The 25269-nt window shown below is 69.8% G+C and carries 24 protein-coding genes; 15 read left to right on the top strand and 9 right to left on the bottom strand.

Translation table 11 applies throughout. From position 1 onward, the window contains the following. Window positions 1–9: 9 nt before the first annotated feature. Entirely contained in the window at window positions 10–906 is an 897-nt protein-coding gene (locus ACFW0G_RS01085; protein ID WP_378322565.1) for a LysR family transcriptional regulator, read from the bottom strand. A gap of 109 nt (window positions 907–1015) precedes the next feature. Between ACFW0G_RS01085 and ACFW0G_RS01080 the strand changes: the two genes are divergently transcribed. Next, window positions 1016–2158 (top strand): CaiB/BaiF CoA transferase family protein, encoded by a 1143-nt coding sequence (locus ACFW0G_RS01080; protein WP_378322564.1) that lies wholly within the window; start codon window positions 1016–1018, stop codon window positions 2156–2158. A 7-nt stretch (window positions 2159–2165) separates the two neighbouring features. Here ACFW0G_RS01080 and ACFW0G_RS01075 read toward each other — a convergent pair whose 3' ends face one another. Next, window positions 2166–3134 carry an alpha/beta hydrolase family esterase gene (locus ACFW0G_RS01075; protein WP_378322744.1) on the bottom strand — a complete coding sequence of 323 codons (969 nt, stop codon included), beginning with the start codon at window positions 3132–3134 and terminating at the stop codon, window positions 2166–2168. Between the two features lie 347 nt (window positions 3135–3481). Between ACFW0G_RS01075 and vanY-N the strand changes: the two genes are divergently transcribed. The 7 genes from vanY-N (at window position 3482) to ACFW0G_RS01040 (ending at window position 11975) form a co-directional block, all read left to right on the top strand. Continuing rightward, window positions 3482–4033, top strand: coding sequence for a D,D-peptidase/D,D-carboxypeptidase VanY-N (gene vanY-N, locus ACFW0G_RS01070; protein WP_378322563.1), 552 nt, complete (start codon window positions 3482–3484; stop codon window positions 4031–4033). A 54-nt stretch (window positions 4034–4087) separates the two neighbouring features. Then, a complete protein-coding gene (locus ACFW0G_RS01065; protein WP_378322562.1) occupies window positions 4088–4777 on the top strand; it encodes a response regulator in 690 nt (229 codons plus the stop codon). Beyond that, the gene (locus tag ACFW0G_RS01060; RefSeq protein WP_378322561.1) at window positions 4774–6210 is read left to right on the top strand and encodes an ATP-binding protein; all 1437 of its coding nucleotides are present in this window, start codon (window positions 4774–4776) and stop codon (window positions 6208–6210) included. The genes ACFW0G_RS01065 and ACFW0G_RS01060 overlap by 4 nt, the downstream gene beginning before the upstream one ends. A 412-nt stretch (window positions 6211–6622) precedes the next feature. Continuing rightward, window positions 6623–7423 carry a RimK family alpha-L-glutamate ligase gene (locus ACFW0G_RS01055; protein WP_378322560.1) on the top strand — a complete coding sequence of 267 codons (801 nt, stop codon included), beginning with the start codon at window positions 6623–6625 and terminating at the stop codon, window positions 7421–7423. Beyond that, window positions 7424–9604, top strand: coding sequence for a phosphotransferase (locus ACFW0G_RS01050; protein ID WP_378322559.1), 2181 nt, complete (start codon window positions 7424–7426; stop codon window positions 9602–9604). Then, the gene (locus tag ACFW0G_RS01045) at window positions 9601–11472 is read left to right on the top strand and encodes an ABC transporter ATP-binding protein (RefSeq protein ID WP_378322558.1); all 1872 of its coding nucleotides are present in this window, start codon (window positions 9601–9603) and stop codon (window positions 11470–11472) included. The genes ACFW0G_RS01050 and ACFW0G_RS01045 overlap by 4 nt, the downstream gene beginning before the upstream one ends. Before the next feature lie 35 nt (window positions 11473–11507). Next, window positions 11508–11975 carry a GNAT family N-acetyltransferase gene (locus ACFW0G_RS01040; protein WP_378322557.1) on the top strand — a complete coding sequence of 156 codons (468 nt, stop codon included), beginning with the start codon at window positions 11508–11510 and terminating at the stop codon, window positions 11973–11975. Window positions 11976–11993: 18 nt separating this feature from the next. Here ACFW0G_RS01040 and ctaD read toward each other — a convergent pair whose 3' ends face one another. Then, window positions 11994–13739, bottom strand: a complete 1746-nt coding sequence (ctaD, locus tag ACFW0G_RS01035) for a cytochrome c oxidase subunit I (protein WP_378322555.1) — start codon at window positions 13737–13739, stop codon at window positions 11994–11996. Between the two features lie 51 nt (window positions 13740–13790). After that, window positions 13791–14297: a hypothetical protein gene (locus ACFW0G_RS01030; RefSeq protein ID WP_378322554.1), complete on the bottom strand. Its 507-nt coding sequence runs from the start codon at window positions 14295–14297 to the stop codon at window positions 13791–13793. 91 nt (window positions 14298–14388) lie between these two features. Between ACFW0G_RS01030 and ACFW0G_RS01025 the strand changes: the two genes are divergently transcribed. Together ACFW0G_RS01025 and ACFW0G_RS01020 are read left to right on the top strand one after the other, a co-directional pair. Further along, entirely contained in the window at window positions 14389–14844 is a 456-nt protein-coding gene (locus ACFW0G_RS01025) for an ATP-binding protein (RefSeq protein WP_378322553.1), read from the top strand. Further along, window positions 14841–15641 carry a SigB/SigF/SigG family RNA polymerase sigma factor gene (locus tag ACFW0G_RS01020; RefSeq protein ID WP_378322552.1) on the top strand — a complete coding sequence of 267 codons (801 nt, stop codon included), beginning with the start codon at window positions 14841–14843 and terminating at the stop codon, window positions 15639–15641. The genes ACFW0G_RS01025 and ACFW0G_RS01020 overlap by 4 nt, the downstream gene beginning before the upstream one ends. Before the next feature lie 75 nt (window positions 15642–15716). Here the strand turns inward: ACFW0G_RS01020 and ACFW0G_RS01015 are convergent, their stop codons facing one another. Next, the gene (locus ACFW0G_RS01015) at window positions 15717–16247 is read right to left on the bottom strand and encodes a nitroreductase/quinone reductase family protein (protein WP_378322551.1); all 531 of its coding nucleotides are present in this window, start codon (window positions 16245–16247) and stop codon (window positions 15717–15719) included. Window positions 16248–16336: 89 nt separating this feature from the next. Here ACFW0G_RS01015 and ACFW0G_RS01010 point away from each other — a divergent pair, with 89 nt between their 5' ends. Further along, window positions 16337–17014, top strand: a complete 678-nt coding sequence (locus ACFW0G_RS01010) for a TetR/AcrR family transcriptional regulator (protein WP_378322550.1) — start codon at window positions 16337–16339, stop codon at window positions 17012–17014. 3 nt (window positions 17015–17017) lie between these two features. On the opposite strand, the gene ACFW0G_RS01005 is transcribed toward ACFW0G_RS01010, so the two are convergent. Next, on the bottom strand, window positions 17018–17392 hold the full coding sequence (locus tag ACFW0G_RS01005; RefSeq protein WP_378322549.1) for an STAS domain-containing protein: 375 nt from the start codon (window positions 17390–17392) through the stop codon (window positions 17018–17020). A 138-nt stretch (window positions 17393–17530) separates the two neighbouring features. Then, on the bottom strand, window positions 17531–18421 hold the full coding sequence (locus ACFW0G_RS01000; protein WP_378322548.1) for a glycosyltransferase family 2 protein: 891 nt from the start codon (window positions 18419–18421) through the stop codon (window positions 17531–17533). A 108-nt stretch (window positions 18422–18529) separates the two neighbouring features. Between ACFW0G_RS01000 and ACFW0G_RS00995 the strand changes: the two genes are divergently transcribed. Both ACFW0G_RS00995 and ACFW0G_RS00990 read left to right on the top strand, forming a co-directional pair. Continuing rightward, complete coding sequence (locus tag ACFW0G_RS00995) at window positions 18530–18679, top strand: hypothetical protein (RefSeq protein WP_378322547.1); 150 nt, start codon at window positions 18530–18532, stop codon at window positions 18677–18679. Then, window positions 18676–19872, top strand: coding sequence for a S1 family peptidase (locus ACFW0G_RS00990; RefSeq protein WP_378322546.1), 1197 nt, complete (start codon window positions 18676–18678; stop codon window positions 19870–19872). The genes ACFW0G_RS00995 and ACFW0G_RS00990 overlap by 4 nt, the downstream gene beginning before the upstream one ends. Before the next feature lie 68 nt (window positions 19873–19940). On the opposite strand, the gene ACFW0G_RS00985 is transcribed toward ACFW0G_RS00990, so the two are convergent. Next, window positions 19941–21674 (bottom strand): pyruvate dehydrogenase, encoded by a 1734-nt coding sequence (locus ACFW0G_RS00985; protein ID WP_378322545.1) that lies wholly within the window; start codon window positions 21672–21674, stop codon window positions 19941–19943. A gap of 111 nt (window positions 21675–21785) precedes the next feature. On the opposite strand from ACFW0G_RS00985, the gene ACFW0G_RS00980 reads away from it, so the two are divergent. Further along, window positions 21786–22715 (top strand): LysR family transcriptional regulator, encoded by a 930-nt coding sequence (locus ACFW0G_RS00980; RefSeq protein ID WP_378322544.1) that lies wholly within the window; start codon window positions 21786–21788, stop codon window positions 22713–22715. On the opposite strand, the gene ACFW0G_RS00975 is transcribed toward ACFW0G_RS00980, so the two are convergent. After that, window positions 22663–23634: an Lrp/AsnC family transcriptional regulator gene (locus ACFW0G_RS00975; RefSeq protein WP_378322543.1), complete on the bottom strand. Its 972-nt coding sequence runs from the start codon at window positions 23632–23634 to the stop codon at window positions 22663–22665. The genes ACFW0G_RS00980 and ACFW0G_RS00975 overlap by 53 nt on opposite strands. A gap of 115 nt (window positions 23635–23749) precedes the next feature. On the opposite strand from ACFW0G_RS00975, the gene ACFW0G_RS00970 reads away from it, so the two are divergent. Beyond that, window positions 23750–25261 carry an MFS transporter gene (locus ACFW0G_RS00970; RefSeq protein ID WP_378322542.1) on the top strand — a complete coding sequence of 504 codons (1512 nt, stop codon included), beginning with the start codon at window positions 23750–23752 and terminating at the stop codon, window positions 25259–25261. Window positions 25262–25269 lie beyond the last annotated feature (8 nt).

Below are 25269 nucleotides of genomic sequence, written 5' to 3'. Positions count from 1 at the left end.
GTGCGGGGTTCATACCCGGGAGGCATGATCGACCGGCCAGGACCGGACGAACTCGTGAAAACGGGCGATCGCGGGTGCCTGATGCCGCCCGGCCAGCGCCGCGACGCCGACCGTGCGCTGTGCCTCCGGATCGGACAACCGCAGCCGGACCGGCGCGTCCGGGCTCGGTTCCCCGCGCGGCGTCGGCATGATCGCCACCCCCAGCCCGGCCGCGACCAGGCCCTGGATCGTGGCGAGCTCGGTGCTCTCGAACGTGATCCGCGGGGTGAACCCGGCCCGGCGGCACAGCTGGTCGGTGATCTGCCGCAGGCCGAATTCCGGCTGCAGGGCGATGAAATCCTCCTCGGCGAACTCCGCCAGCGAGACCTTCTTGCGCCGTGCGAGCCGGTGCCCGGCGGGCACCGCGACACACAGCCGCTCGACGCCGATCGGTGTCCAGTCCACATCGGACCCCGCGGGTTCCGGGCTGGTGACGATGAGATCGACGTGGCCGCGCCGCAGATCCGCGAGGATCGAATCCGCCGCGTCGCCGCGCAACAGGAAATGCGCCCGGGGCACGCGCTCGCGGTAGGTGCTGATCAGCTCCGGGATCAGCCAGGTGCCGAAGGAGTGCAGGAACGCCAGCGAGACCGTGCCCCGCTCCGGGTCGATCAGCGTGGCGATGCGGTGTTCGGCGGCGGACAGCTCGCCGAGCGCCTTGAGCGCGTGCGCGCGGAACACCTGCCCGTACTGGTTGAGCCGCAGCCGGTGCCCGGTCCGGTCGAACAGCGGCGTGCCGAGACGGCGTTCCAGCCGCGCGACGGCGCGGGACAACGTCGGCTGCGCGATGTTCAGCGCGGCCGCGGCGTCGGTCACGTGCTCGGTCTCGGCCAGGGTGGTGAACCAGGTCAGCTCGCGGACGTCCATGCCTGGCGATTATGCCTGGGACGCATCACACCGCCGGAGAACGGTAATTTCCGGTATCGCCGCCGACCGCTCATGCTGGAGGTGAACGTACGAGCTAGGAGGCCCTCGGATGCCGGGACCATTGGCCGGGATTGTGATCGTTTCACTGGAGCAGGCGGTGGCGGCGCCGTTCGCGACCCGTCAGCTCGCCGACCTCGGTGCGCGGGTGATCAAGGTCGAACGACCGGACACCGGGGACTTCGCCCGCGGCTACGACCGCACCGTGCACGGGATGTCCAGCCACTTCGTCTGGCTCAACCGCGGCAAGGAGAGTGTCGCGCTGGACGTCAAGAGCGCGGACGGCCTGCGGGTGCTGCGACGGCTCATCGACCGGGCGGACGTGTTCGTGCAGAACCTCGCCCCCGGCGCCGCCGACCGCCTCGGGGTCGGCTCGAAGGCGCTGGCGGAAAGCCATCCGGCGCTGATCACCTGCGACGTCTCCGGCTACGGCAGCACCGGCGCGTACCGGGATCGCAAGGCCTACGACCTGCTGATCCAGTGCGAGGCGGGGCTGGTGTCGATCACCGGCACGCCCGATTCGCCCGCGAAGACCGGAGTGTCCATCGCGGACATCGCGGCGGGGATGTACGCCTGCACCGGCATCCTCACCGCGCTGTACGAACGCCGCGACACCGGGCGCGGGACGAACCTCGAGGTCTCGATGCTCGAGGCGCTCGGCGAGTGGATGGGTTACCCGTACTACTACACGACCTACGGCGGCGAACCGCCCGCGCGGACCGGGGTGAACCACGCAACGATCGCCCCGTACGGCGCCTTCACCGCGGGCGACGGCACCACCGTCCAGCTGGGCATCCAGAACGAGCGCGAATGGCGGACGTTCTGCGAGTCGGTGCTGCGGCTCCCGGAAACGGCGGGCGATCCGCGGTTCACGTCCACTGCGGACCGGGTCGCGCATCGCGCCGAACTGGACGAGATCATCGGCAAGGTGTTCGCCGGGCTGACCGGCGAACAGCTGGTCGAACGGCTGGACGCCGCGCGGATCGCGTTCGCGCGGCAGCGGTCCATGGCCGAGTTCGCCACCCACCCGCAGCTCGCGGAACGTGACCGCTGGCGGCGGGTCGCGACACCGGCGGGCGAGGTCGACGCGCTCGTCCCGCCGGTGACCGTGCCCGGCCGCGAGCCGGAGATGGGACCGGTGCCCGCGCTCGGCGAGCACACCGGCGACGTCCTGCGATGGCTGGCCGAGGACTGAACCGGCGTCAGCGGAGGCCGGACCGCAGGGGGTGTTCGGCGAAGAACCGCTCGATCACCGGCGTGGCGTCCATCGCCGCGGGTTCGTCGGAGTCGAGGTTCGGCTTCGTGCTCGGCCAGTCGTGCCCCAGCCCTTCGAGCCGGTAGTGCTCGACCTTCGCGCCCCGTGCGCAGCCCGGCCACGTGCTGACGCTGACGCCCTTGCCCAGGTCACGCACCACCGGGGTGGCCGCGCAGCCGTCGCGCCGGGCCCATGCGGCCAGCCAGTCCGGAATGGACGGTAGCTTCCGTTCGGCGTTCCCGGCGTACGGGATGGTCTGGTCGGCGGTGCCGTGGAAGTCGAGAATCGGTGCCGGGCGCGTCGGGGAACACCCGGCACCGACGTCGTAGAACGCCCCCGAGACCGGGGCGAAGGCAGCGATCCGTCCGCTCAGGCGGCAGGCGAGGACGCCGGTGAACCCGCCGCCGTTCGACTTGCCCGCCGCGTAGATCCGCGCGGGGTCGACGCACAGCTGCCGCTGCAGCTGGTTCAGCAGATCGCTGACGAACAGGACGTCGTCCGCGCGGTTCGAGTACGGCGCGCCGGTCCACGCCGTCTCGCCGTCGGTGCCGGCCAGCCCCTGCGGATAGACCGCGATGCTGTCGCCGGAATCGAAGCCGGACAACGACTCCTGATAGGCCGAGGTCCGCTTGTGCCCATGGAAGGACAGGATCAGCGACGTCGGCCGGTGCGGCCGATAGCCCCGCGGAACGTGCAGCAGATAGGTCCGCTCGATCCCGCCGGAGACGACCTTGCCGGAAACGGTGGCCCCGGGCGTGACGGCCGAAGGCTGAAGACAGCCCGTCGAAGGCCGGGCGAAATCGAGCACCCGGGCCGGCGGTGCGGCCGTCGCGGCGCTCGAACAAGCCGCCAGCAGCCCGGCCGCCATCGCGGCAGCCACCGCCAGTCGTCCCACCACGCGTCGGCGTCCCGGCATCGTCGCCATCACGGCCTCCCATCGGATCCCGCGCCGCCACGGCGCGACCTGCACACCTTCGGCAGCCACGTGACCGCTGTCACGGTTGTGTTCATTGAGTTCACCACGCCGTCTCCCGGCGCGCAGACCGCCCTTGAGCGATCGCTCAACATCGCCTACGCTCCCGTTGAGCAGTCGCTCAAACCGTCCGATGGGGGATGTCATGAACGAGCAAGAGACGGGCCGCTGATGCCCGGCTGGACGTACCTGTGCGCCAGGGCGGGAGCGTGCGAAACCGTCACATTTCGTCGTGGTGCTGTCATCGGGCGACGGACGGCGTCGCACAGTCCCGGCCGAGAGTGGACGCCATGACCGAGACCGGTGTCCTGCCCGACCGCGCCCGCGACCGGGTGTTCCAGGCGATCACCCGCATCCTGGCCGTGCTGCTGCTGCCCGTGGCGTTCGCACGCGCTCCTCGCCGCGCCCACCATCTCGCCTGCCAATGGGCGCTGGCGGTGCGTTTCCCTGCCGAGGACCTCACCGGGCTCACCCCGGTGACTTCGGCGGCGTTCACCGCCGCGCGGGCCGAGGCGTTCTGGCGGGACGGCACGCTCATCGGGCTGACCTCCGGCCATCGCGACGCCGCCGAGCAGCACCGGCTCTTCACCGAGGAGGTGCGCCGGACCGGCTCGGCCGAGGCGGCGCGGCTGCACGTGCTGCCGCCGCACGAGTCCCGGCACGTCGCCGGGACCGCGCTCGACGTGCGTCCCGCCGAAGGGGCACGCTGGCTGGAACGCCACGGCGCGCGCTACGGCCTCTACCGCGTGTACGACAACGAGTGGTGGCATTTCGAACACCACGACCGCGTGGTCGCGCGGATGCCCCACCCGGGCGCGACGATGAGCGGCCGTCCGGCGTAACCGGTGGTATACCGTTTTCCCGCATCCGGTCATGATCAGCGAGGAGGTCCCCTGGTGCCCCGGCTCCTGCTCGTCGAGGACGACGCCGTACTGGCGGAGACGCTTTCCCGCGCGCTGCGCGGGCTCGGCCACGAGGTCGAGGTCGCCCCGACCGGTGAACAGGCGCTCGACGCCCTGGCCGAGCGCCGCGCGTCGCTCGATCTCGTGCTGCTCGACGTGATGTTGCCCGGCATCGACGGCTTCGAGGTGTGCCGCCGGATCCGCGCCGGCGACACGATCCCGGTGGTCCTGCTGACCGCGCGCGGCGATCCGGTCGACATGGTGGTCGGCCTGGAAGGCGGCGCCGACGACTACGTGGTCAAGCCCGCCGAGCCGCGGGTGCTCGACGCACGCATCAAGACCATCCTGCGCCGCGCGACCATCACGCCCGCGCCGGCGTCGACGGTGCACGTCTTCGGCGATCTGGCGATCGACAGCGAGGCCATGCTGGTCACCAAGGGCGGCGCCGAACTGCACCTGACGTCCACGGAACTGCGGCTGCTGCTGGAGTTCGCCGAACACGCCGGCCAGGTACTGAGCCGCCAGACGCTGCTCAAGCGCGTCTGGGACTACGGTTTCGCCGGCGACTCCCGGCTGGTGGACGCCGCGGTCGCGCGGCTGCGGTCGAAGATCGAGCCCGACACCGGCAATCCGACGCTGCTGCGCACGGTCCGTGGTCTCGGGTACCGCCTGGTCAAGCCGTGAAGTGGCGGCCAGGGCTGCGGGAGAGCATCGCGTTCACGGTCGTCCTGATGACGGTCGCCGCCACCGTCGCGATGGGTTTCGTCGCCTACGAGATCCAGGCCGGGTCCGCGCGGCACAGGTTCGTGGAATCCGCGCGGGCGGGCATCCTCGCGGACGCCCAGCAGGCGTACGACCGCACCCGCGACTCCCGCGCCCCCGCCATGTCCAAAGTGGACGAAGTGGCGCACTTCATGCAGGGCAGGATCGGGCTCACCTGGGCCGTGGTCAACAGGCACGGCACCGCGGGCCCGATCTCGCAGATCGAGCACGGCCAGTACATCGCCGTCGCCAGCACGAACAGCCGCGCGTTCGGCCAGGACCTCCCGGTGGACGTGATCGACAGCGTCCGGGGCACCCAGGCCGTGATCACCTACACCCCCGACACGCCGGACAGCCCGCAACTCGCGGTCGTCCGGGAGATCTCCACGGATCTCGTGCTGGCCGAGTTCTACGATCTGCGCCCGCTCGACGACGAACTCTCCTTGCTGCGCAAGCGGCTCGCCCTGGTCGGCACCGGCGTCGCCGTGGTCGCGGCGCTGCTCGGCGTCCTCGCCGCCCGGGGCATCCAGCGCCCGGTGCGGGCCGCCGCCAACGCCGCCCAGCGGTTCGGCTCCGGCGACCTCGGCACGCGGGTTCCGGTACGGGGCAACGACGAGCTCGCCGATCTCGCGGGTGCGTTCAACGCCATGGCAGAGCGGCTCGGCGAATCGATCGACCAGCTGCGGATGAAGGAACAGCAGCAACGCCGGTTCGTCGCCGACGTCGCGCACGATCTCCGCACTCCCCTGGCCTCGATGATCGCGGCCACGGAAAGCCTGCACAGCACCGACGTCGCGGACCGCGAGCGCTCCGCCGAACTGCTGGGCACCCAGGTCCGGCGGCTGAGCAGGCTCGTCGAGGATCTGCTGGAGATGTCCCGGTTCGACGCGGGCGCGGCGGATTTCCGGCCGGAGACCGTCGACCTGGAAGCACTCGTGCACGACGCGATCGCGTTGAGCGCCCCCGACACGGACATCCGGGTGCACGTAATCGCCGACGCCGTCGTCGTCGGTGATCCCCGCCGCCTGCACACCATCGTGCGGAACCTGGTGACCAACGCGGTGCGGCACGGCGCACCGCCTGTCGTCGTCACCGTCGACGGCACCGCGTCCGGCCACGCGACGGTGGCGGTGGCCGACTCCGGGCCCGGTCTGCCGCCCGACCTCGCTCCGTTCGTCTTCGACCGCTTCGTCCGGGGCGACCACGCGCGGGGCGAAACCGAGGGCAGCGGACTGGGACTGGCCATCGCCCACGAAAACGCCGTCCTGCATGGGGGACGGCTCGAAGTCACCGGCCCGCCGGGCACCGTGTTCGTCCTCACCGTGCCGAGAGGAACGCCACCGGGCGAGGCATGAGGACGTCGAGTGTCGCGGGACTCGGAACACCGTGTGACGACAAGGTTATGGTGGCCGGTTATGGCGCTGTTCGTCAGCGCCGGACAGCAGGGCTACGGCGGAGCTTTCCTTAGTCCGGCCGTGCCGCCGTGTCATTGTCAAGGCCGCCTTCGAGGTTTGTCTGGTGTTCTTCACGGTTAACCGCCGGTTCGAAAACCGCAGCGAACCGGTTGCCGCACGTGGTCCATCCGCCGCCCAGGCGGGAGATGCGGCCCGCCGATCGGACCACGAACAACCGACCACTGGCCGCTTGTTAATCTTCTGATAACCACTGGAGACTGGTCGTTAACCTTGGCTTTACCAGTAACGGTGTGAGGGCGGCGGCGCGATGAAGGCTTGCTTTCTCGTTGAAGATCGCTATCGAAATGAACGAATGCCGCTCGCCGTGGCGAGGAAGCTGACCGCCTGGGGGCACGAGGTCGATGTCGTGGAGCCGGGGAGAGCGGTCTCGCGGGTCACGGAATTGTTGCGTGACCGCGGGCACGACGTGTGGGTCCTCAAGACGGTTTCCGGCGGTCCGGGACTGAGCCTGCTGGAAGCGGCCGCGGCGGCCGGGGTGATGACGATCAACGACGCTCGCGCGATCCGGCCGGTGCGGGACAAGGCGGTGGCCGCCGCGGTGGCGCGGAAGCACGGTATTCCTTTTCCGGTGACGTATTTCGCGGCGGTCCCGGATTTGCTGCGGGATATTCCGGACGACCTGTATCCGGTGGTCGTCAAGCCGGCCGCCGGCAGTTCTTGTCGTTCGGTTCATCTGGTACGCAGGCCCGACGATCTGATCGACCTGCGGGACAGGCTGATCGGCGAGGGTTTTCTGCTGGCACAACCTTATGTGATGAATCCGGGTGCCGATGTGAAGGTGTATTGCGTCGGGGACGAACTGTACGCCACGGAGCAGCCGTCGCCGTTGCATCCGCGGCGGATCGTCGAAGGGCGGGCGATTCCACTGGCGGCCGAGCTGGCGGCGCTGGTTTCCGGCGTCGGCGCGGTGTTCGGGCTGAGCCTTTACGGGGTGGACGTGCTCGAGGGGCCGGACGGCTGGGTGGTCGTGGACGTCAACGACTTTCCCAGCTACCACTGGGTTCCGGACGCCGTCACCAAGGTCGCGCGGAGCATCGTGCGGACGGTGGCGGGCGAGCTGCCCCGTCCGGGTGCGCTGGGGCGGGCGAGCTGAGTGAAGGTCTGCCTGCTGACCGACCGTCCGGGGCACCCCACCCTGTCCCGGTTCGCCGAGCTGATGGATCCGGCCCACACCGTGGCCGTGTTCGATCCGGACGCGGAGGGCGCGTCGAGCGTGGAGCCCGCGGATGTGTATCTGCTCAAGTCCCATTCGCCGCGATCGCTCGAGCTGGCGTCGGCGCTGCGCGGACGCGGTGAGCGCGTGGTCAACGACCCGGTCGCGGCGGCGCTGTGCCGGGACCGGGTCGCGATGGCGCGGCTGGCCCACCGGCACGGGCTGCCGTTCGTGGACACTGTGAGCTTCGGCAGGTTGTCGGGCCTGCTGGCCCATCTCGCTCATCTGTCCACAACGGTCGGTGTCCGGTTCCCGGTGATGGTCAAGAGCCGCTACAGCCGCCGACGCGACATCGTGACCTCGGTCGGGGACCTGACCCGGCTGCGGGCGCTGGCCGCGGGCTGGGCTCACGAGCCGGTGGTGCTGCAGCCGTTCGTCTCCCACGACGGCTGGGATCACAAGCTGTGGGTCATCGGCGGCCGGGCCTTCGCGACACGACGGGGAAGCCGGCTGGGCACCGCGCCTTCGCCGGGTGCGGAACGCGTGCCGCCGCCCGGCTGGCGGGGGCTCGCCGTCGAGGTCGGCCGGGTGTTCGGCCTGCAGGTGTACGGCGTGGACGTCCTCGCCACCAACCGAGGGCCGGTGATCGTCGACATCAACGCGTTCCCCGGCTTCCGTGACGTCCCGGCGGCGCCGGGGGCACTCGCGGCCCTGGTCGAGGGAATGGCCACGGCGCCAGGACCGGAGCAGGCGGTGGCCGACGCGTTGCGCGCGGTCGTGCGTGACCTCGTCGCCGACGAGGATTCCCGCCGGTTCGGCGCGGTCTCGGTGCGTGAGCGCTATCTCCGCCGCAAACCCGGAAACGGGTTGGTGGCGAGCTACCGCGTCCTCCGGGAGCCACGGGACCAGAACGATCCGGGTGCCGGGGACCTGGTGACGGCACGCTTGACCGAACGGGCACTGACCGAACCGTCCCGGCTGCCGGACCAACTCGGCTCCCTCACCGCGGCGGACCTGCACGGCACCTGGTCCGGGGTGCTGCGCTGCCGGCGGTTCGGCCTTGCGGTGCAACGATTTCCCGTCGACGAGCACCTGCCCGCGCTCCCCGCCGCGCTGTCGCCGCGCACCGGCGGCAAGCTCGCCAGGGAACTGCGGTCGGGTTTCCGGTTGATCACCGGCCGTCCCGCCCCGGGCATCGCCGCGGTGTACGCGACGCCGGTGCGCTACAAGCCGGGGACACGTTGCGTGATCCGGTACCGGATCATCGAGGTCCCTGGCCCCGGGCCGCACCCGACGGTGTACGGCAAGATCTACCGGGAACCCGGCGACGCCGTGACAGCGCATGGACTGCTCGAACAGCTCTGGCGCGCGCGCCCCGGCGAGCAGGCCTTCGTACCACGGCCGATCGCGCTCGTCGAGGGGCTGAACCTGGTACTGACAGCGGCCGCCGGTACTCCAGCCGTGGCCCGTCTCGACGAAGCCGCGCTCACCGCTTCCGCAAGGGCACTGGCGTGGCTGCACACCCGAACTATCCACAGTGGACTGTCCACGACTTCCTCCGGCGCGACGTACGCGCACCACGCCGCGGAGTGGACCACCGCGCTGACCACGGCCGCACCACTATCCACAATGGACCTGGGCGAGACCGTCCGCGAGCTGTCCCGCGCGTTGCGTGAGACCGTGCCGGAGTCGCCCGGCCTGGTGCACGGCGCGTTCAAGCCCGCTCAGCTCGTCTTTCCCGCCCCCGCGCACCCGGTGATCACCGACTTCGACAAGGCCTGCGCCGGGGATCCGGCACTCGACGTCGGCTACTTCCTCGCCTACCTGCGTCCGCCCGAGCTGTGGCGGGGCTGTCCCGAGGGGCACGACTGGTTCGCCGCGGCCGCCCGCCTGTTCCTCCGCGGCTACGCCGACGCGTTGCGCGCTCACGGCACCCCGGCCGCGCACCTCGAAAGCCTGGTGCGACGCAGCAGCCTGTATGAGGCCGCCGCACTGCTGAAGATCGTGTCGCGCCCCGTCCGGCGGCTGGGCACCCCGGGGGCCGCCGAGCTGGCCACCGCCCTCGCCGAAATCACCCGGTGCGCACGGCGATACGGCACAGGGAAGGACCGCTGGACGTGATCCGTTTCCTGTACCGGCATCTGGAAGGCAGACGGCTGCTGGTCGCGGCGGCGATCGCGCTGACGTTCGTCACCGTGGCCAGCAACGTGTTCATGGCGTTCCCGCTCAAGTTCATCCTCGACAAGATCGTGCACCACCGTGATCCGGGGCTCCCGGTCTTCGACCCGCTGATCGCCCGCCTCGACCGGCTGGGTGACCGGACCGGGCTCGGTACCGCCGAGACGCACACCCAGCTCGGAGTGATCCTCTTCGCCGGCGGGCTCCTGCTCGCCCTCGGCCTGACCGACGCGGTGGTGTCGTACGCGCAGCTGTCCATCAGCACCTTCATCGGCCAGGACCTCGGCGCGCGGCTGCGCACCCGGGTGTTCGTCCACCTCGAGCACGTCTCCCTTGCCTGGCACAGCCGCCAGCGGATCGGCGAGGTCGTCCAGCGGCTCACCGGCAACGTCTCCGAGATCGAAAAGATGGTCACCGACGGACTGGTGAACCTGCTGTCGGGAATCCTCACCCTGTTCGGGATCCTCGGCGTGCTGGTGCTGACCAACTGGCAGTTCACGCTGCTGTCGATGTGCGTCGTCCCGCCGCTGTTCCTGATCGTCGCCTGCTACACCCGCTGGATCAAACGCGCCTCGCGGGAGACGGCGCGCGCCGCGGGCCAGGTCGCCGAAGTCGCGGCCGAGAACCTCAACGCCATCGCCGAGATCAAGGTGTTCACCGTGCAGGCGTGGGCGGCGGCCACCTTCGCCGGACGGGTCGGCGCCCAGCGACGCTCGGGCCTGCGCGCCGGACGGCGGCAGGCCGAGTTCAGCCCGATGGTCATCGTGCTCATCGCCGTGAGCACCGCGGTGATCATCATGCTCGGCGCGTGGATCGCCGCCGGGCACGCGGGGTTCGGCCTCGGCGTGCTCACCGTCCCGGCGGGCAGCGTCACCGTCGGGACCCTGACGGTGTTCCTGGCCTACTCCAAGCTGCTGTACCAGCCGATGCGGGACCTGTCCAAGCTCATGCTCCTGTCCTCCGCCGGAGCGGCGGCCGCCCAGCGCATCCAGGATCTGCTGGACCAGCCTTGGGAGGAACCGGAACCCGCGGAGCACGCCGAGCCGATCCGGGTACGCGGCGAGCTGGCCCTGCGCGATGTCGTGTTCGGCTACGACCCCGGCAGGCCGGTCCTGCACGGCGTCGACCTCGAAGTACACGCCGGCACCCGGATCGCCCTGGTGGGCCTGTCCGGCAGCGGGAAGACCACGCTGGTCAAGCTGCTGCCCCGGTTCCACGAGCCGTGGTCGGGGACGATCACGATCGACGGCACCGACGTCCGCCTCTACCCGCTCGACGTGCTGCGCGGCAACATCGGGATGGTGCTCCAGGATTCGGTGCTGTTCGAGGGCACGATCCGGGACAACATCCGCATCGGCCGCGCGGACGCCTCGCCGGACGAGATCGTCGCGGCCGCGCGGCAGGCCTCCGTGCACGAGACGATCATGGCGATCCCCGAAGGCTACGACGCGCAGGTCCGGGAGCAGGGCAGGAACTTCTCCAGCGGGCAACGGCAGCGAATCGCCATCGCGCGTGCCATCCTGCGCGACGCCCCGATCCTCATCCTCGACGAACCCACCGCCAATCTGGACGTGGAAGCGGAGGTGGAGGTCATGCGCGCGATCGAGCGGCTCACCGCGGGCCGCACGGTCATCATGATCTCGCACCGGCTCAGCACGCTCGGCCATGTCGACGAGATCGTCGTCCTCGACGCGGGCCGGATCGTCGAACGCGGTACCTACGCGCAGCTCAAGCAGGCGGGCGGCGCCTTCGCCCGCCTGCTCGCCGAGCAGAACCGCTACGCCGCCGAACCGATCACTCTCGCGCGATGAGAAGCGGGCCCGGCCGCGTGGCTAGAATCGCCGGCATGGTGTCAGAAATCGCGATCCGCCACGCCGCGCCCGCCGACTACGACCGTATCGTCGGAGTCGTCGACGACTGGTGGGGCCGGGCCGTGCACACCCTGCTACCGCGGTTGTTCCTCGATCACTTCCACCGCACCAGTTTCGTGGCCGAGCGCGACGGTGTGCTCGCGGGTTTCCTGATCGGCCTGCTGTCACCGTCCATTTCGGACGCCGCGTACATCCACTTCGCCGGTGTGGCCCCGGAGTGCCGCGGCAGCGGGCTGGCCCGCTCGCTGTACGAACGGTTCTTCGCGCTCGCGCGGGCGGATCGGCGGACCATCGTGCGGGCGATCACCTCACCGCAGAACGAGGGTTCGATCGCCTTCCACGGTTCACTGGGTTTCAGCGTCTCGGAACCCGTGACCGCCTACGACGGCGCCTCGGCCGATCGCGTGGTCTTCGCCCGTCACCTCACCGACGCGGCAGGCTGAGTCACTTCTGCTTCACCTTCAGTTCTGCTTCGACACCGCCTTCGCGCGGTACCGGCGGGACCGGACGTGCCCCTCCTCGCGCATCCGCTCCACCATGTGCGGATAGTGCAGTTCGAAGGCGGGCCGTTCCGAGCGGATCCTCGGCAGTTCGAGGAAGTTGTGCCGGGGCGGCGGGGTCGTCGTCGCCCATTCGAGCGAGTTCCCGTAGCCCCACGGGTCGTCCACCGTGACGACCTCGCCGAACCGGTAACTGCGCACCACGTTCCAGATGAACACGATCATCGAGGCACCGAGCACGAACGCGCCGATCGTCGAGATGGTGTTCAGCCACGTGAATCCGTCGGTGGGCAGGTAGTCGGCGTACCGGCGGGGCATGCCCTCCGCGCCGAGCCAGTGCTGGACGAGGAACGTGGTGTGGAATCCGAGGAACGTCGTCCAGAAGTGCCATTTCCCGAGTGGCTCGTCGAGCATCCGGCCGGTGATCTTGGGGAACCAGAAGTAGATCCCGGCGAACGTCGCGAACACGATGGTGCCGAACAGCACGTAGTGGAAGTGCGCCACCACGAAATAGCTGTCGGTGACATGGAAATCCAGCGGCGGCGACGCCAGGATGATCCCGGTCAGCCCGCCGAACAGGAACGTCACCATGAACCCGATCGACCAGAGCATCGGCGTCTGGAAACTCAGCTGTCCCTTCCACATCGTGCCGATCCAGTTGAAGAACTTGATCCCGGTCGGCACCGCGATCAGGAACGTCAGGAACGAGAAGAACGGAAGCAGCACCGATCCGGTGGCGAACATGTGGTGGGCCCACACCGCCACCGACAACGCCGTGATGCCGAGCGTCGCGAACACCATGAGCCGGTAGCCGTACAGCGGTTTCCTGCTGAACACCGGGACGATCTCGGTGATGATCCCGAAGTAGGGCAGCGCGACGATGTAGACCTCGGGATGACCGAAGAACCAGAACAGGTGCTGGAACATGATCGCCCCGCCGTTCGCCGGGTCGAACACGTGCGCGCCCAGCTGACGGTCGGCCTCCAGCGCGAACAGCGCGGCGGTGAGGATCGGGAACGCGAGCAGCACCAGTACCCCGGTGAACAGGATGTTCCAGGTGAACAGCGGCATCCGCCACATCGTCATCCCCGGCGCGCGCAGGCACAGCACCGTCGTGATCATGTTGACCGCGCCGAGGATCGTGCCGAGCCCGGACACGATCAGGCCCATGATCCACAGGTCGCCGCCGATGCCCGGCGAATGTGCCGCCTCCGACAGCGGGGTGTACGCCGTCCAGCCGAAGTCCGGCGCGCCGCCCGGCGTCAGGAACGAGCTCAGCACGATCAGCCCGCCGAACAGGTACAGCCAGTAGGAAAAGGCGTTCAGCCGGGGGAACGCGACATCCGGGGAGCCGATCTGCAGCGGCAGCACGAAGTTCGCGAAACCGAACAGGTTCGGCGTCGCGTACAGCAGCAGCATGATCGTGCCGTGCATGGTGAACAGCTGGTTGAACTGCTCCTGGGAGAGGAATTGAAGACCGGGGCGCGCCAGCTCACCCCGCATCAGCAGCGCCATCGCGCCACCCGCCATGAAGAACGCGAACGACGTCACCAGGTAGAGCTGCCCGATCACCTTCGGGTCGGTGGTGCGGGCCAGCGACAGCAACACGGCACCACGCGGCCCGCGGGGGCGACCACCGAATCGGATCGCCTCCGGCCCCGGCGCCGTGGTCACCTCACCCACGACGTGCCCCGAGCGGACACCCATCCGTCCAAGATACGCCGTCGGCGCAAGGGCCACACCGCCCGAACCGGTCCATCACTGGTCCATCGGATAGGTCGCGCCCCGCTCGAGATCCGGGCTGACCTGGGCGGGACGGCCGCGCTGCCCGGGCACCGGGTTCACCACCGGCTCATTCTGTGACCACGTCGCCGTCCCCTGCGTGACCTCGGCGTGACGTGCTTCCTGCTTGCGCGTCACCAGCGTCTCGCCCACCTGGTCGTCGCGGATCTTCGCCAGCACACTCAGCGTGACCCCGTGCGCGAGCGCCAGGATCAGCAGCACGATGCCCAGCCTGCCCACGATCGCGGTCGGCCCCGGTCCGTCGAACATCGGCACCGTCGAGATCAGCGCGACCACGCCGAGCACCGCGAAATGGAACATCACGGTGATGAGGCGCGCCATCGCGACACCCGCGTCACCCGCGTCGGAGCCCCCGTAGGAGTTCTGAAGGTACCTTCGCCCGCTGCGATAGATGATCTGCCCGTCCAGCGCCACGAGCACCACGGCGATGAGCAGGAACGTGAGGTATCCGTTCGTGTCCATACCCGGCGGATAACCCGGTGTGGCGGCGCGTAAACGCGACACACCCGCCCGATCACGAATGGGCAACGACGTCCGTGGGTACCTTTTCTCCATGGACCACAGCACGACCGCGAACGTGGACGGGGCGGTCCCAGCCGCCGTGTCGGCCGGGACCGTCGACCTCCGGGTACCGCTCGATACGAGCCTGCTGTTCCTCGTCCGCATGGTGGCCGAGGGCATCGCCGTGCGCGCCAAGCTGGATCTGGACGAGATCGCGGATCTCCGCATGGCGGTCGACGAGGGAGCGGGCTGCCTTTTCCCGCGCGCACGGCCGGGGACCCAGCTGTGGTGCCGGTTCGAGGAGTCCGGGCGGTCGGTCACGGTCCAGCTCACCGCCGCGACGACATCCGCGACCACACCCGGCACGGGAGGTTTCGAATGGCACGTGCTGCGCACGCTCACCGACGCCCTCACGACCTGGATCGAGCCCGGTCCGGCGGTCGACGCAGGGGAAACGTGGTTCCTGCACCTCCGGTTCACCAAACGGTCTTGGACAGGAGGACCATGACGACCTCCTATCGACGACGGAGCGACACCTATCGCCACTGTGCGGTGCTGTTCGACGAAATGCACGCGCTGCCCGACGGTGACGCGCACCGGAAACGCCTGCGCCAGAAGCTGATCGAGGAGCACCTGCCGATCGCCGAGCACATCGCCCGCCGCTTCTCGGGGCGCGGCGAGCCACGCGAAGACCTGGTGCAGGTCGCGCGGCTGGGGCTCATCAACGCGGTCGACCGCTTCGATCCCGCGCGGGAGAACGAGTTCCTCTCCTTCGCCATCCCGACGGTGATGGGCGAGGTCCGCCGCTACTTCCGGGACGCGTCCTGGTCGCTGCGGGTACCGCGGCGGCTGAAGGAGCTGCACCTTTCGATCAGCCAGGCGACCACGACGCTGGCCCAGCGCTGGGGCCGCGCCCCCAACGCCACCGAGCTCGCCGAACATCTCGGCATCGGCGTCGAAGAGGTCACCGAAGCACTGATCGCCGGGAACGCCTACCAGACCGCGTCGACCGACCGGCCCGTGCACGACGAGACCGAACCGGTTTCCCTGGCCGACACGCTCGGCGAGGAGGACTCCGCGCTGGAGAAGGTGGAGAACTGTGAAGCGCTGCGGCCGTTGCTGCGGCGGCTGCCCGCCCGTGAACGGTCGATCCTCGTCATGCGGTTCTTCGGGAACATGACGCAGTCGGCCATCGCCGCGCGGGTCGGGCTCTCCCAGATGCACGTGTCGCGGCTGCTTTCCCAGACCCTGCAGACACTGCGCGAGAAGATCCTCGAGGAGGACCCGGCCGACGAGCCGGAATGACCACAGCGCCGAAGTGACCATAAAGGACGGAACGATGGCGGGAAAGCCTTTCCCGCCATCGTTGTTTTCGCAGGCTCACCGCAGACCCGGTTCCTGGTCTCGTTCCTGGACACGCTCCAGCACTACGACGGGGATCTGCCTGCCGGCGGCCGCTTCGAACTCGGCGAACTTCGGCACGAGCGCGACCTCTTCCGCCCAGATCCGTTCGCGCTCCGCGCCCTGCGCGAGCCGGGCCACGACCGGCACTCGTTCCGTGCCCACCTCGACCGTGGTCCGCGGATTCGCCATCAGATTGTGGTACCAGACCGGATGACGCGGACTGCCACCGTGGGTGCCGAAGACGGCCCAGCCATCGCCGACCGGCTGGGAGAACAACGGGCTGATCCGCTCGCGCCCGGTCTTGGCCCCGATGTGGTGCACCAGGATCAGTGGCAGGCCTTGCTCGTCGAAGCCGGGCATCCGGGGCGGGACGGGGCGACCCGCGGCGAATTCCTCGTCGCTGCTCCAAGACACATAGCCGGCGTTCGCGCGGAACTCGGCGATGATGCGGTCGTTCCAGCTCGTGATGTCGGCGACCTTGGCCTCGGTCGTGGACGGTTCGGACACGGCATCCCCTTTGTTATCCGGAGCACTTGCTCCGCACAGTAGCACAGATGGGGAGCAACTGCTCCGGATAAGGCGGTAGACTCGGCCGCATGGCAGTGACCGAACCGGAAAGCACCACCCGGCGCCGCGCACCACGCGTGGACGCGCTCCGAAACCGCGAAGCGATCGTCGCGGCCGCTACCGCGGTACTGGCCGAGCAGGGCACCGCGGTGGACGTGCGCGAGATCGCCCGCCGCGGCGGGGTGGGCATGGGCACCCTCTACCGGCACTTCCCGAAGAAGGAGGACCTCGTCCGCACGGTCCTGCGCAAGGAATTCTCGGACTGGGCCGAATCCGCGCGCCAGGCGGCGATCGACGCCGAACACCCCTGGGCGGCACTGGCCGACTTCTACCAGCAGGCCCTGACCGGTTGCGCGCGCCACCGCGCGATCATGGAGAACTTCTCGTTGACCTGGTCGGTTCCCGATCTGGAGGGCATCCAGCAGCTTCGCCTCGTCATCGAGGAACTGTGCGCCCGCGCTGGTGCCGCGGGTCTGCTACGCCCCGGCGTGACCACCGACGACCTGCTGCTCCTGCTGGTCTCACTGGGCCACGCCGTCCAGGTCGGCGACGAGTGCCACCGCCCGGACATGTGGAAAAGGCTGGTGAGCATCTCCCTCGACGGCCTGCGCGCCTGCCACCACGAACCACTTCCGGACGACACCCCGCCGAACCCGGGCAAGAAGCCGCGGTCATCCAGGCCTTCTCGCCCGGCGGCGAGGTCGTGAAGCTCAGGAACGGACCAGTTCCGGTAGCACGCCGCGGACGTCCAGCCCGCGTTCGGCGCCGGTGACCTTGAGCGCGCGGCGCACGGCGTGCCCGCTCGCGACGACCACCATTTCGGGATTGCGCTCCCCCGCGTTCAGCAGGGCGCGGACGCCCGCACAGCCCAGGAAGTCGACCCGGGAAAGGTCGACCACCAGGCCCGAGCACCGCGCGTCGCAGCGCAGCAGCGCGGCCCGGAACTGATCGGCCGTGGCGACATCGATGTCACCCACGACCGTCAGGACGGCCGTGTCGTCACCACGACGGGTGATGGTGAGGAAGAGTTCCCCGGTACCTCGCGGATCCGCGCCCGCGCTCGGCCTTGACATCGGTACTGGCATCGGCACTCCTTCTCGCAGCAGAATTCACCGGAGCTGACCGGAGCACGTGTCTGAACAACAGTCAGTACACGAACGACCATACGCCTGTCGCGGTGACGGTCAAGTCACACCACCGCTTTGAGTCCACAAAGGACGGTCTCAGCCCGCGACCCGGCGTTCGGCGGGGCGACGCGGCTGTTCCGCCAACCGGAGCCCGGACTCGACCTGCGTCGGCACCACCGCGCGCTCGCGCAGCACCCATGGCAGGCCACGCAGCGCGTCGAGCAGGGCCCCCGCCGTGGTGCGATCGGCGGGGGCTGTCGAAAGCAGGGTGACCGTGCGCCAGAAGACCACCGGAAGCGGCCGCCGCAGCCAGAGTGTCCACAGCGTGTTGCGCAGCCGCATCCGGCGACGGCGTCCGGGATCGCGCAGCCGGGACGGGGCGTGGATCACCACGTCCTCCAGCCAGCACAGCCACCAGCCGCGGGCCGCCAGGTCGAGGGCGAGCAGCTCGTCCTCCCCGCCCAGCCACATCCTGGCCGAGAACCCGCCCGCGTCGGTGAACGCCGCCACCCGGAACGCCGAAAGTCCCGCCAGCAGGTTCAGCAGCGCGGGCCCTGGCAGCCACGCGGGCCCCGGTACTGGGGAAGCACGCAGTTCCGGGATGAGCGGATCCTCCGCCAGGTCCGGTTCCAGCAGGCATCGGCCGATGACCGCGGCCAGTGCGGGATGGCCGTCGAGCGTGTCGGCGGCGACCGTCAGCGAGCCGGGCTGCCAGCTCGTGTCGTCGTCACAGAAGGCGACATACGGGGTCCGCACCTGCCGCACCGCCACATTGCGCGCGACCGCGCCGATGTTCTCCTGGAGGTGGATCAGCCGGACGTCGGGATGGATGTCGGCCACGGCTTCCGCCGTACCGTCGGTGGATCCGTTGTCCACCAGGATGATCGGTGCGGCGTCGGGCAACGCGGTCATCCGCGCCAGTGTCGCCATCAGCTGCCGGCGCCTGTTGTGGGTGATGATCACGACCGTGATCCGCGGCGCCGTCATCCTCGGTTCCCCTCCACGCAGGCACCTCTGCGTATTCCGGGTACCCCGGTACTCGTCCGGTCAAGCAGCGTGACCCCGTTTGGAGCAACCCCGGCCGGCGGAGTTCGGGTGAACCGGATCGGCGCCGGGGCCGTATCCATGATCGGAGTCCGTGAGACCGAGGAGGCCTGGCACATGAGCGAAGATTGCGAGCGAATCATGGAAATCATGCGCCAAAAAAGATCGAACGCTGTCTCGCGCGGCGAGGCGATCGCATGAGTCGACATCGCTATCGGCGGAAGGTAGTCATTCCGATCATCTGCACGGCGGCGGCCGTCGCCGGCCTCGCGGCCGCCATAGCGGTCCCCGCGCTCGCCCGCCCCGCGCCACCGCGAGCCGTGGCAGCGGGCGACGTCCTCGCCGCCCTGCAACGGGACCTCAAGCTGCCCCTGGACAAGGTGAAGCAACGGCTCGACAGCGAATCGTCGGCAGCACAACGGATCAGGGAGCTGCGCCAGGGCGTCGGCGACAGCTACGCCGGGGCGTGGTTCGACGCGGCCACCGGGAGACCGGTCATCGGGGTGACCGATCCACGGCAGGCCGCCCGGCTGCGGTCCACCGGCGTCGAGTCCACAGTGGTCACTCATCCGCTGACGACGCTCGCCGCCGCCAAGAACCGCATCGACCGGCTCGCTGCCACCGCGCCCGACGCCGTCACCAGCTGGTACGTCGAGCCGAAGAACAACGATGTGGTCGTCGAGATCGACCCGGCGAAACAGGACGCGCGCACGACCGACTTCGTCAGCAGGGCGAAGGGGACCGACGGCGTCGTCCGCGTCCAGCGCGCCACGGCCCGGCCCCGCCCACTCGCCGACATCGTCGGTGGCGCACCGTTCACCTTCGCCGCTGGCGGCGGCGAAGCCCGGTGTTCCATCGGCTTCGCCGCGACCGATTCCGGCGGCGGCAAGCATTTCCTCACCGCGGGACACTGCACCGAACAGGGCGGAACCGCCGTCGGCGCGGACGGCGGCGAGATCGGGCCGATCACCCAGAGCACGTTCGGCCGCGACGGCGACTTCGGCCTCGTCGACGTGACCGATCCGGACGCCCGGCTCCAGCCCGCCGTCCTGCGAAGCAGGCAGTCCGTCGTTCCGGTCACCGGCTCCTCCCCCGCCGACGTCGGTTCGACGGTCTGTCGTTCGGGATCCACCAGCGGATTCCACTGTGGAGAGATCCAGGCGCTTAACCAGACCGTGAACTACGGGAACGGGAAGATCGTGCGCGGCCTGACCAGGACGACGGCGTGCGCGGAGGGCGGCGACTCCGGCGGGCCGTTCGTGTCCGGCGGCCAGGCCCAGGGCATGACCTCGGGCGGTTCGGGCGACTGCGCGTCCGGCGGAGTCACGTTCTTCCAGCCGGTCGGCGAGGCACTCCAGCGGTTCGGCCTGACGCTGGTGACCAGCGGCGGCTGAGTGCGGTGCCGTGAAAGGGGCCTTACCAGCGCTGAGCGCTGCGAAGGCCCCTTCACGGCAGGCGTACGTCAGGGACGGGGAATGTTGCGCAGGTTGCTGCGGGCGAGTTCGACCATCTTGCCGACGCCGCCGGTGAGGACCGTCTTGCTCGCCGCGAGCGCGAAGCCCCGGACCATCTCGCCGGTGATCTTCGGCGGGATCGACATCGCGTTCGGGTCGGTGACGAGTTCGACCAGCGCGGGCCCGGGGTGGGCGAACGCCTTGGCCAGGGCGTCCCGTACGTCGCCCGGCTTCTCGACGCGGGTCGCGTGGATGCCGCACGCGGCCGCGATGGCGCTGAAGTTCACCGGGGCGTGGTCGGTCTCGTAGTCGGGCAGCCCGTCGACCAGCATCTCCAGCTTCACCATGCCCAGCGAGGCGTTGTTGAACAACACCACCTTGACCGGGACGTCGTAGGTGGACAGCGTGAGCAGATCACCCATCAGCATCGCGAGACCGCCGTCGCCGGAGATCGACACCACCTGACGGCCCGGATGCGACAGCTGCGCGCCGATCGCGTGCGGCAAGGCGTTGGCCATGCTCCCGTGCCGGAACGAGCCGATCACCCTGCGACGGCCGTTCGGAGTGAGGTAACGGGCCGCCCACACGTTGCCCATACCGGTGTCCACCGTGAACACCGCGTCGTCGGCGGCGAGGTCGTCGAGGATGTCGGCGGCGTACTCCGGGTGGATCGGGGTGCGGTGCTCGATCTTGTCCGTGTAGGCGTCGACGACCTTTTCCAGCCGCCGCGCGTGTTCGCGCAGCATCCTGTCCAAATAGGACCGATCGGTGCGCCGTTCCAGCAGCGGCAGCACGGCCTGGAGGGTTTCCTTGACGTCGCCGTGCACCGCGAGGTCCAGCGGCGTGCGCCTGCCCAGCCGCGACGTCTCGTGGTCGATCTGGACGGTGCGGGCCTGCGGCAGGAAGTTGTCGTAGGGGAAGTCCGTGCCCAGCAACACGATCCGGTCGGCCTCGTGCATCGCGTCGTAGCAGGCGCCGTAGCCGAGCAGCCCGCTCATGCCGACGTCGTACGGGTTGTCGTACTGGATCCATTCCTTGCCGCCCAGTGAATGCCCGACCGGCGCGGCGAGGGCGTCGGCGAGCTCCATCACCTCGGCGTGCGCGCCCCGGGTGCCCGCGCCCGCGAAGAGCATCACCTTTTCCCCGGAGTTCAGCACCTTCGCCAGTTCGGCGATCCGGTCGGCGGAGGGCACGACGGGCGACGGCGTCACCGGCGTGATCCGCTCGAACCCCGCCACCGCCGCCTTCCGCTCGGAGACGTCGCCGGGGATGCTCAGCACCGACACCCCGCCCTTGCCGACGGCGGTCTGCATGGCGATCCGCAGCAGGCGCGGCATCTGCTCGGGCTGCGAGACCAGCTCGCTGTAGTGGCTGCATTCGGCGAACAGCCGGTCCGGATGGGTCTCTTGGAAGAACCCGGTCCCGATCTGCGGCGACGGGATGTGCGAGGCGATCGCCAGCACCGGCGCGCCGCTGCGGTGCGCGTCGTAGAGCCCGTTGATGAGATGCAGGTTGCCGGGGCCGCAGCTACCCGCGCACACCGCCAGCTCGCCGGTCAGCTGCGCCTCGGCCGCCGCCGCGAACGCCGCGGTCTCCTCGTGCCGCACATGTACCCAATCGATACCTTCCGTGCGCCGCACGGCATCCACGATCGGGTTGAGACTGTCGCCGACGATCCCGTAGATCCGCCGCACCCCGGAATCCCGCAGGATCCGTACCAGTTGCTCGGCCACCGTGGCCATCGTCGTCCTCCCTTGCCCTCCGCTGACGTTCCGAGATCATCGTCGCGCGGTTTGCCGTATGCGTCCAATGCCTAGTAGACGTCGCATCCATGTCCTGAGAGCATGGACCTTATGGATCTCCAGGTACTGCGCCTCTTCCAGGCGGTGGCCCGCGGCGCGACCGTGACGGAGACCGCAGCCCAGGCGAACATGACACAACCCGCGCTCTCCCGCGCGCTGGACAAGATCGAACGGGAGGCCGGCGCCGAACTGTTCCAGCGCGTCGGCCGGGCGCTGCGGCTGACCCCGATCGGGACCGTCTTCGCCCGGCACGTAGAGGCGCTGCTGGAGGACTACGACCGCGGGCTGCGCGCGGTCCAGGACATGATCGACCCCGAGGCGGGCCTCGTCCCGCTGGCCTTCCTGCACACCCTCGGCACCTGGCTCGTCCCGCCACTGCTGAGCGGTTTTCGCGACAGGTTCCCGAAAACCCGGTTCGAACTGCACCAGCACGGCGAGGAGGGACTCGTCCGCGAACTGCTCGACGGCGGCGTCGACCTCGTGCTCACCAGCGGCGACCCGGGCAACCCGGCCATCCGCTGGAAGCGCCTGCTCGTCGAGCCGCTGCGGCTGGCAGTGCCCCCGCACCACCGGCTCGCCGGACGCAGGAGGATCCGCCTCGCCGAGGTCGCGGACGAGACGTTCGTGCTGCTGCGGCCCGGCTACGGCCTTCGCGACACCACGGAACGGCTGTGCCGCGAAGCCGGCTTCACGCCCCGCGTCGGCTTCGAAGGCGAGGAGGTCGAGACCTTGCGCGGTCTCGTCACCGCCGGACTCGGCGTCTCCCTGCTCCCGCTGCCTCAGACCGCCACCTTCCCGTCGTCCCGCGCCGAGCCGCTGGCACCGCACCTCACCGTCACCGACGTCCAGAGCAGCCGCGACCTCGGGCTGGCCTGGCTCGCCGACCGCAGTCTCCCGCCCGCGTCGGCCGGTTTCCGCGACCACGTCCTCAGGAGCGTCGAGGCAGCTCCGGCGGGTCCAGCAGCCGGACGCCGTCCTTGACGAAGCCGGAGCGCTTGACGTTGCGGATCAGCGGGCTCGTCTCGACCGTCCGCACCTCGGGCATGGCGCCCAGCGTGGTGGTCAGGTAGTCGTAGAAGGCGTCGGCGTCCCGGCAGACGAGCATCGCGACCAGGTTGGCCGGACCGGTGATCGCCGCGACGTAGCTGATTTCCGGGTGACCACTCATGGTCCGGCCGACGTGGTCGAGATCGGCGGGCGCCACCGAAAGCCACAGCACGGCCTCGGTCTCCATGCCGAGCAGCGACGGGTCGATCTCCGGGGCGAAGGCCACCGCGCCCACGGCGATGAGCTGCTCCAGCCGGCGTTTGACCGTGGTTTCGGAGCGTCCGGTCACCTCGGCCAGCTCGGTGTAGGTCGCGCGGCCGTCCCTGGCCAGCGCGCGCAGCAGCAGTTCGTCGTTCTCGTCGAGACGCGGCGAGGCCGCGCCCGGCGGAACCGGCGCGGGTTCCCGGAAGAAGTGGCGGAGCACCGACTGCGCGGACACCCCGACCACCCGGCCGCTGCGGGGAAGCTTGTCCAGCAACAGATCATTGCGTTCCCGGACCGAGCGGGCGTGCGGAAAGCAGATGATCTCGGTGCCGCCCGCCAGCAGGTCGATCCACAGGATGTCCGGCCGCCCGGCCAGCGCCAGCGCGACCGCCGGTGCCGTGTTCGGCGTGCACTGGATGCGGAACAGCCATTCGGAATAGCCGAGGCGCCTGCCGATCGGGATGCCGACGACCCGCAGCAGCCCGGCCGAGTGCAGTCGCCGGTACCGGCGCGCCACCGTCTGCTCCGAGATGCCCAGCACGGCGGCGAGCTGGGTCCAGGAGGCGCGGCCGTCGACGCGCAGCGCCGCGACCAGCGCCTGATCCGTTTCGTCGAGGGTGTCGTAATCCACTGCTTCTACGTTCTTCATGGAGGAATCCAGCATATCAGGCCGAATATTGCGCAGGGAGCGCCGAGCGCACTGATATCCAGTTCCCGATCGAGGCCGTCGGTGGCCTCCGGAACTTTCCTGGGAGATAGGACAGATGCGCAACTGGTGGCCCTTGACGGCCGTCTGCCTCGGCACGTTCATGTTGTTGCTGGACATCACCATCGTGAACGTCGCCCTCCCGGCGGTGGCCGTGGACCTGCACGCGGGCTTCGGCGATCTGCAGTGGGTCGTCGACGGCTACGTGCTCGGCCTGGTGGTGCTGCTGCTTTCCGCGGGCTCGCTGGCCGACCTGCGGGGCAGGCGGCGGACCTACGTCGCCGGGCTCGCGTTGTTCGCCGCCGCGTCGCTGGGCTGCGGGCTCGCCTCGACCCCGACGGTGCTCGTCGTGGCACGCGGCCTGCAGGGCGTGGGCGGCGCGCTCATGTTCGCGACCACGCTGGCCTTGCTGAGCAACAGCTACCGCGGGCGCGAGCGCGGGATCGCCTACGGCGTCTGGGGCGCGGTGAACGGCGCGGCGACGTCGATCGGCCCCATCCTCGGCGGAGTACTCACCGAACACCTCGGCTGGCGGTGGATCTTCCTGGTGAACGTGCCGATCAGCGTGGTCGCGATCCTGCTGGCGCTGCGGGTGCTGGCCGAGTCGGCCGATCCGGGGGCACGGCGCGTCGACTGGGCCGGGGCGCTGACCTTCTCGGTCGCCATGGCCGCGCTGCTGCTCGGCCTGATCGGCACCGCCTCGTGGTCGCCGTGGATGTACCCGGTGGCCGCGCTGGCGCTCGCCGCGTTCGTGGTCGTCGAACGGCGGAGCGCCGAGCCCATGCTGGATCTGAAACTGTTCACCAGGCCCGCGTTCCCGGCCATTTCGTTCACCGCGATGGCGATGCCGTTCGCGCTCTTCTCGCTGTTCCTCTTCCTCGCGTTGTGGCTGCAGTCCGTGCTCGGGTTCTCGCCGGTCGAGGTCGGGCTGGCCTTCCTGCCGCTGAGCCTGGTGGCGCTGGTCGTCTCACCACTCGCGGGCAAACACCTCACACCCCGGATCTCCGCGCGGGCGCAGATCGGCGCGGGGCTCGTGGTCTGCGGTGTCGGCGTGCTGCTCTTCCTCGGGCTGGACAAGGATTCCACCGGCATGGCGCTGCTGCCCGGTCTCCTGGTCGGCGGCCTCGGTGTCGGCGTCGCCAGCCCCCGGTTGTCCGCGACGGCGATGAGCGTCGTGCCGCCGCAACGCGCGGGGATGGCGGCCGGTGCCAACAACACCTTCGCCCAGCTCGGGAACGCGCTCGGCATCGCGATCCTCGGCGTCCTGTTCACTCGCCATGTCGAAGCGAGCCTCGCCGTTTCCGGTGTGGGAGCGGGAAATCCGGGGTTCGCCGCGGCCGTGGCCGGAGGTGGCACGCCCGGTCTGCTCGCCGCGACGCCCGAGCCGCGACGGGCCGCGCTGACGGAAGCCGTGGACACCGCCTTCACCGCGGGTCTGAACCACGTCTTCCTCGTCGCGGCCGTGGTGGCCTTCGCCGCGGCGGCGGCGACCTGGTTCGTCACCGTCCCCGCCGAGCCGAGGCAGGACGACCGGCCCGCGGCTCTCGACAACGCGGAACCCGTTTCCTGACAACAGTT

This window comes from Amycolatopsis sp. NPDC058986 (genome assembly GCF_042741125.1).
In the GTDB taxonomy this organism is placed as follows: domain Bacteria; phylum Actinomycetota; class Actinomycetes; order Mycobacteriales; family Pseudonocardiaceae; genus Amycolatopsis.
Note: the sequence above shows the minus strand (reverse complement) of the source record. Positions and strands in the feature narration are given on the sequence as shown.

Excerpts from the sequence above, each read along its gene's own strand:
- ACFW0G_RS01085 (WP_378322565.1), bottom strand. The coding sequence starts at position 906 with ATGGACGTCCGCGAGCTGACCTGGTTCACCACCCTGGCCGAGACCGAG.
- ACFW0G_RS01080 (WP_378322564.1), top strand. The coding sequence starts at position 1,016 with ATGCCGGGACCATTGGCCGGGATTGTGATCGTTTCACTGGAGCAGGCG.
- ACFW0G_RS01075 (WP_378322744.1), bottom strand. The coding sequence starts at position 3,134 with ATGCCGGGACGCCGACGCGTGGTGGGACGACTGGCGGTGGCTGCCGCG.
- vanY-N (WP_378322563.1), top strand. The coding sequence starts at position 3,482 with ATGACCGAGACCGGTGTCCTGCCCGACCGCGCCCGCGACCGGGTGTTC.
- ACFW0G_RS01055 (WP_378322560.1), top strand. The coding sequence starts at position 6,623 with ATGCCGCTCGCCGTGGCGAGGAAGCTGACCGCCTGGGGGCACGAGGTC.
- ACFW0G_RS01040 (WP_378322557.1), top strand. The coding sequence starts at position 11,508 with ATGGTGTCAGAAATCGCGATCCGCCACGCCGCGCCCGCCGACTACGAC.
- ctaD (WP_378322555.1), bottom strand. The coding sequence starts at position 13,739 with ATGGGTGTCCGCTCGGGGCACGTCGTGGGTGAGGTGACCACGGCGCCG.
- ACFW0G_RS01030 (WP_378322554.1), bottom strand. The coding sequence starts at position 14,297 with ATGGACACGAACGGATACCTCACGTTCCTGCTCATCGCCGTGGTGCTC.
- ACFW0G_RS01025 (WP_378322553.1), top strand. The coding sequence starts at position 14,389 with ATGGACCACAGCACGACCGCGAACGTGGACGGGGCGGTCCCAGCCGCC.
- ACFW0G_RS01020 (WP_378322552.1), top strand. The coding sequence starts at position 14,841 with ATGACGACCTCCTATCGACGACGGAGCGACACCTATCGCCACTGTGCG.
- ACFW0G_RS01010 (WP_378322550.1), top strand. The coding sequence starts at position 16,337 with ATGGCAGTGACCGAACCGGAAAGCACCACCCGGCGCCGCGCACCACGC.
- ACFW0G_RS01005 (WP_378322549.1), bottom strand. The coding sequence starts at position 17,392 with ATGCCAGTACCGATGTCAAGGCCGAGCGCGGGCGCGGATCCGCGAGGT.
- ACFW0G_RS01000 (WP_378322548.1), bottom strand. The coding sequence starts at position 18,421 with ATGACGGCGCCGCGGATCACGGTCGTGATCATCACCCACAACAGGCGC.
- ACFW0G_RS00990 (WP_378322546.1), top strand. The coding sequence starts at position 18,676 with ATGAGTCGACATCGCTATCGGCGGAAGGTAGTCATTCCGATCATCTGC.
- ACFW0G_RS00985 (WP_378322545.1), bottom strand. The coding sequence starts at position 21,674 with ATGGCCACGGTGGCCGAGCAACTGGTACGGATCCTGCGGGATTCCGGG.
- ACFW0G_RS00980 (WP_378322544.1), top strand. The coding sequence starts at position 21,786 with ATGGATCTCCAGGTACTGCGCCTCTTCCAGGCGGTGGCCCGCGGCGCG.
- ACFW0G_RS00975 (WP_378322543.1), bottom strand. The coding sequence starts at position 23,634 with ATGAAGAACGTAGAAGCAGTGGATTACGACACCCTCGACGAAACGGAT.
- ACFW0G_RS00970 (WP_378322542.1), top strand. The coding sequence starts at position 23,750 with ATGCGCAACTGGTGGCCCTTGACGGCCGTCTGCCTCGGCACGTTCATG.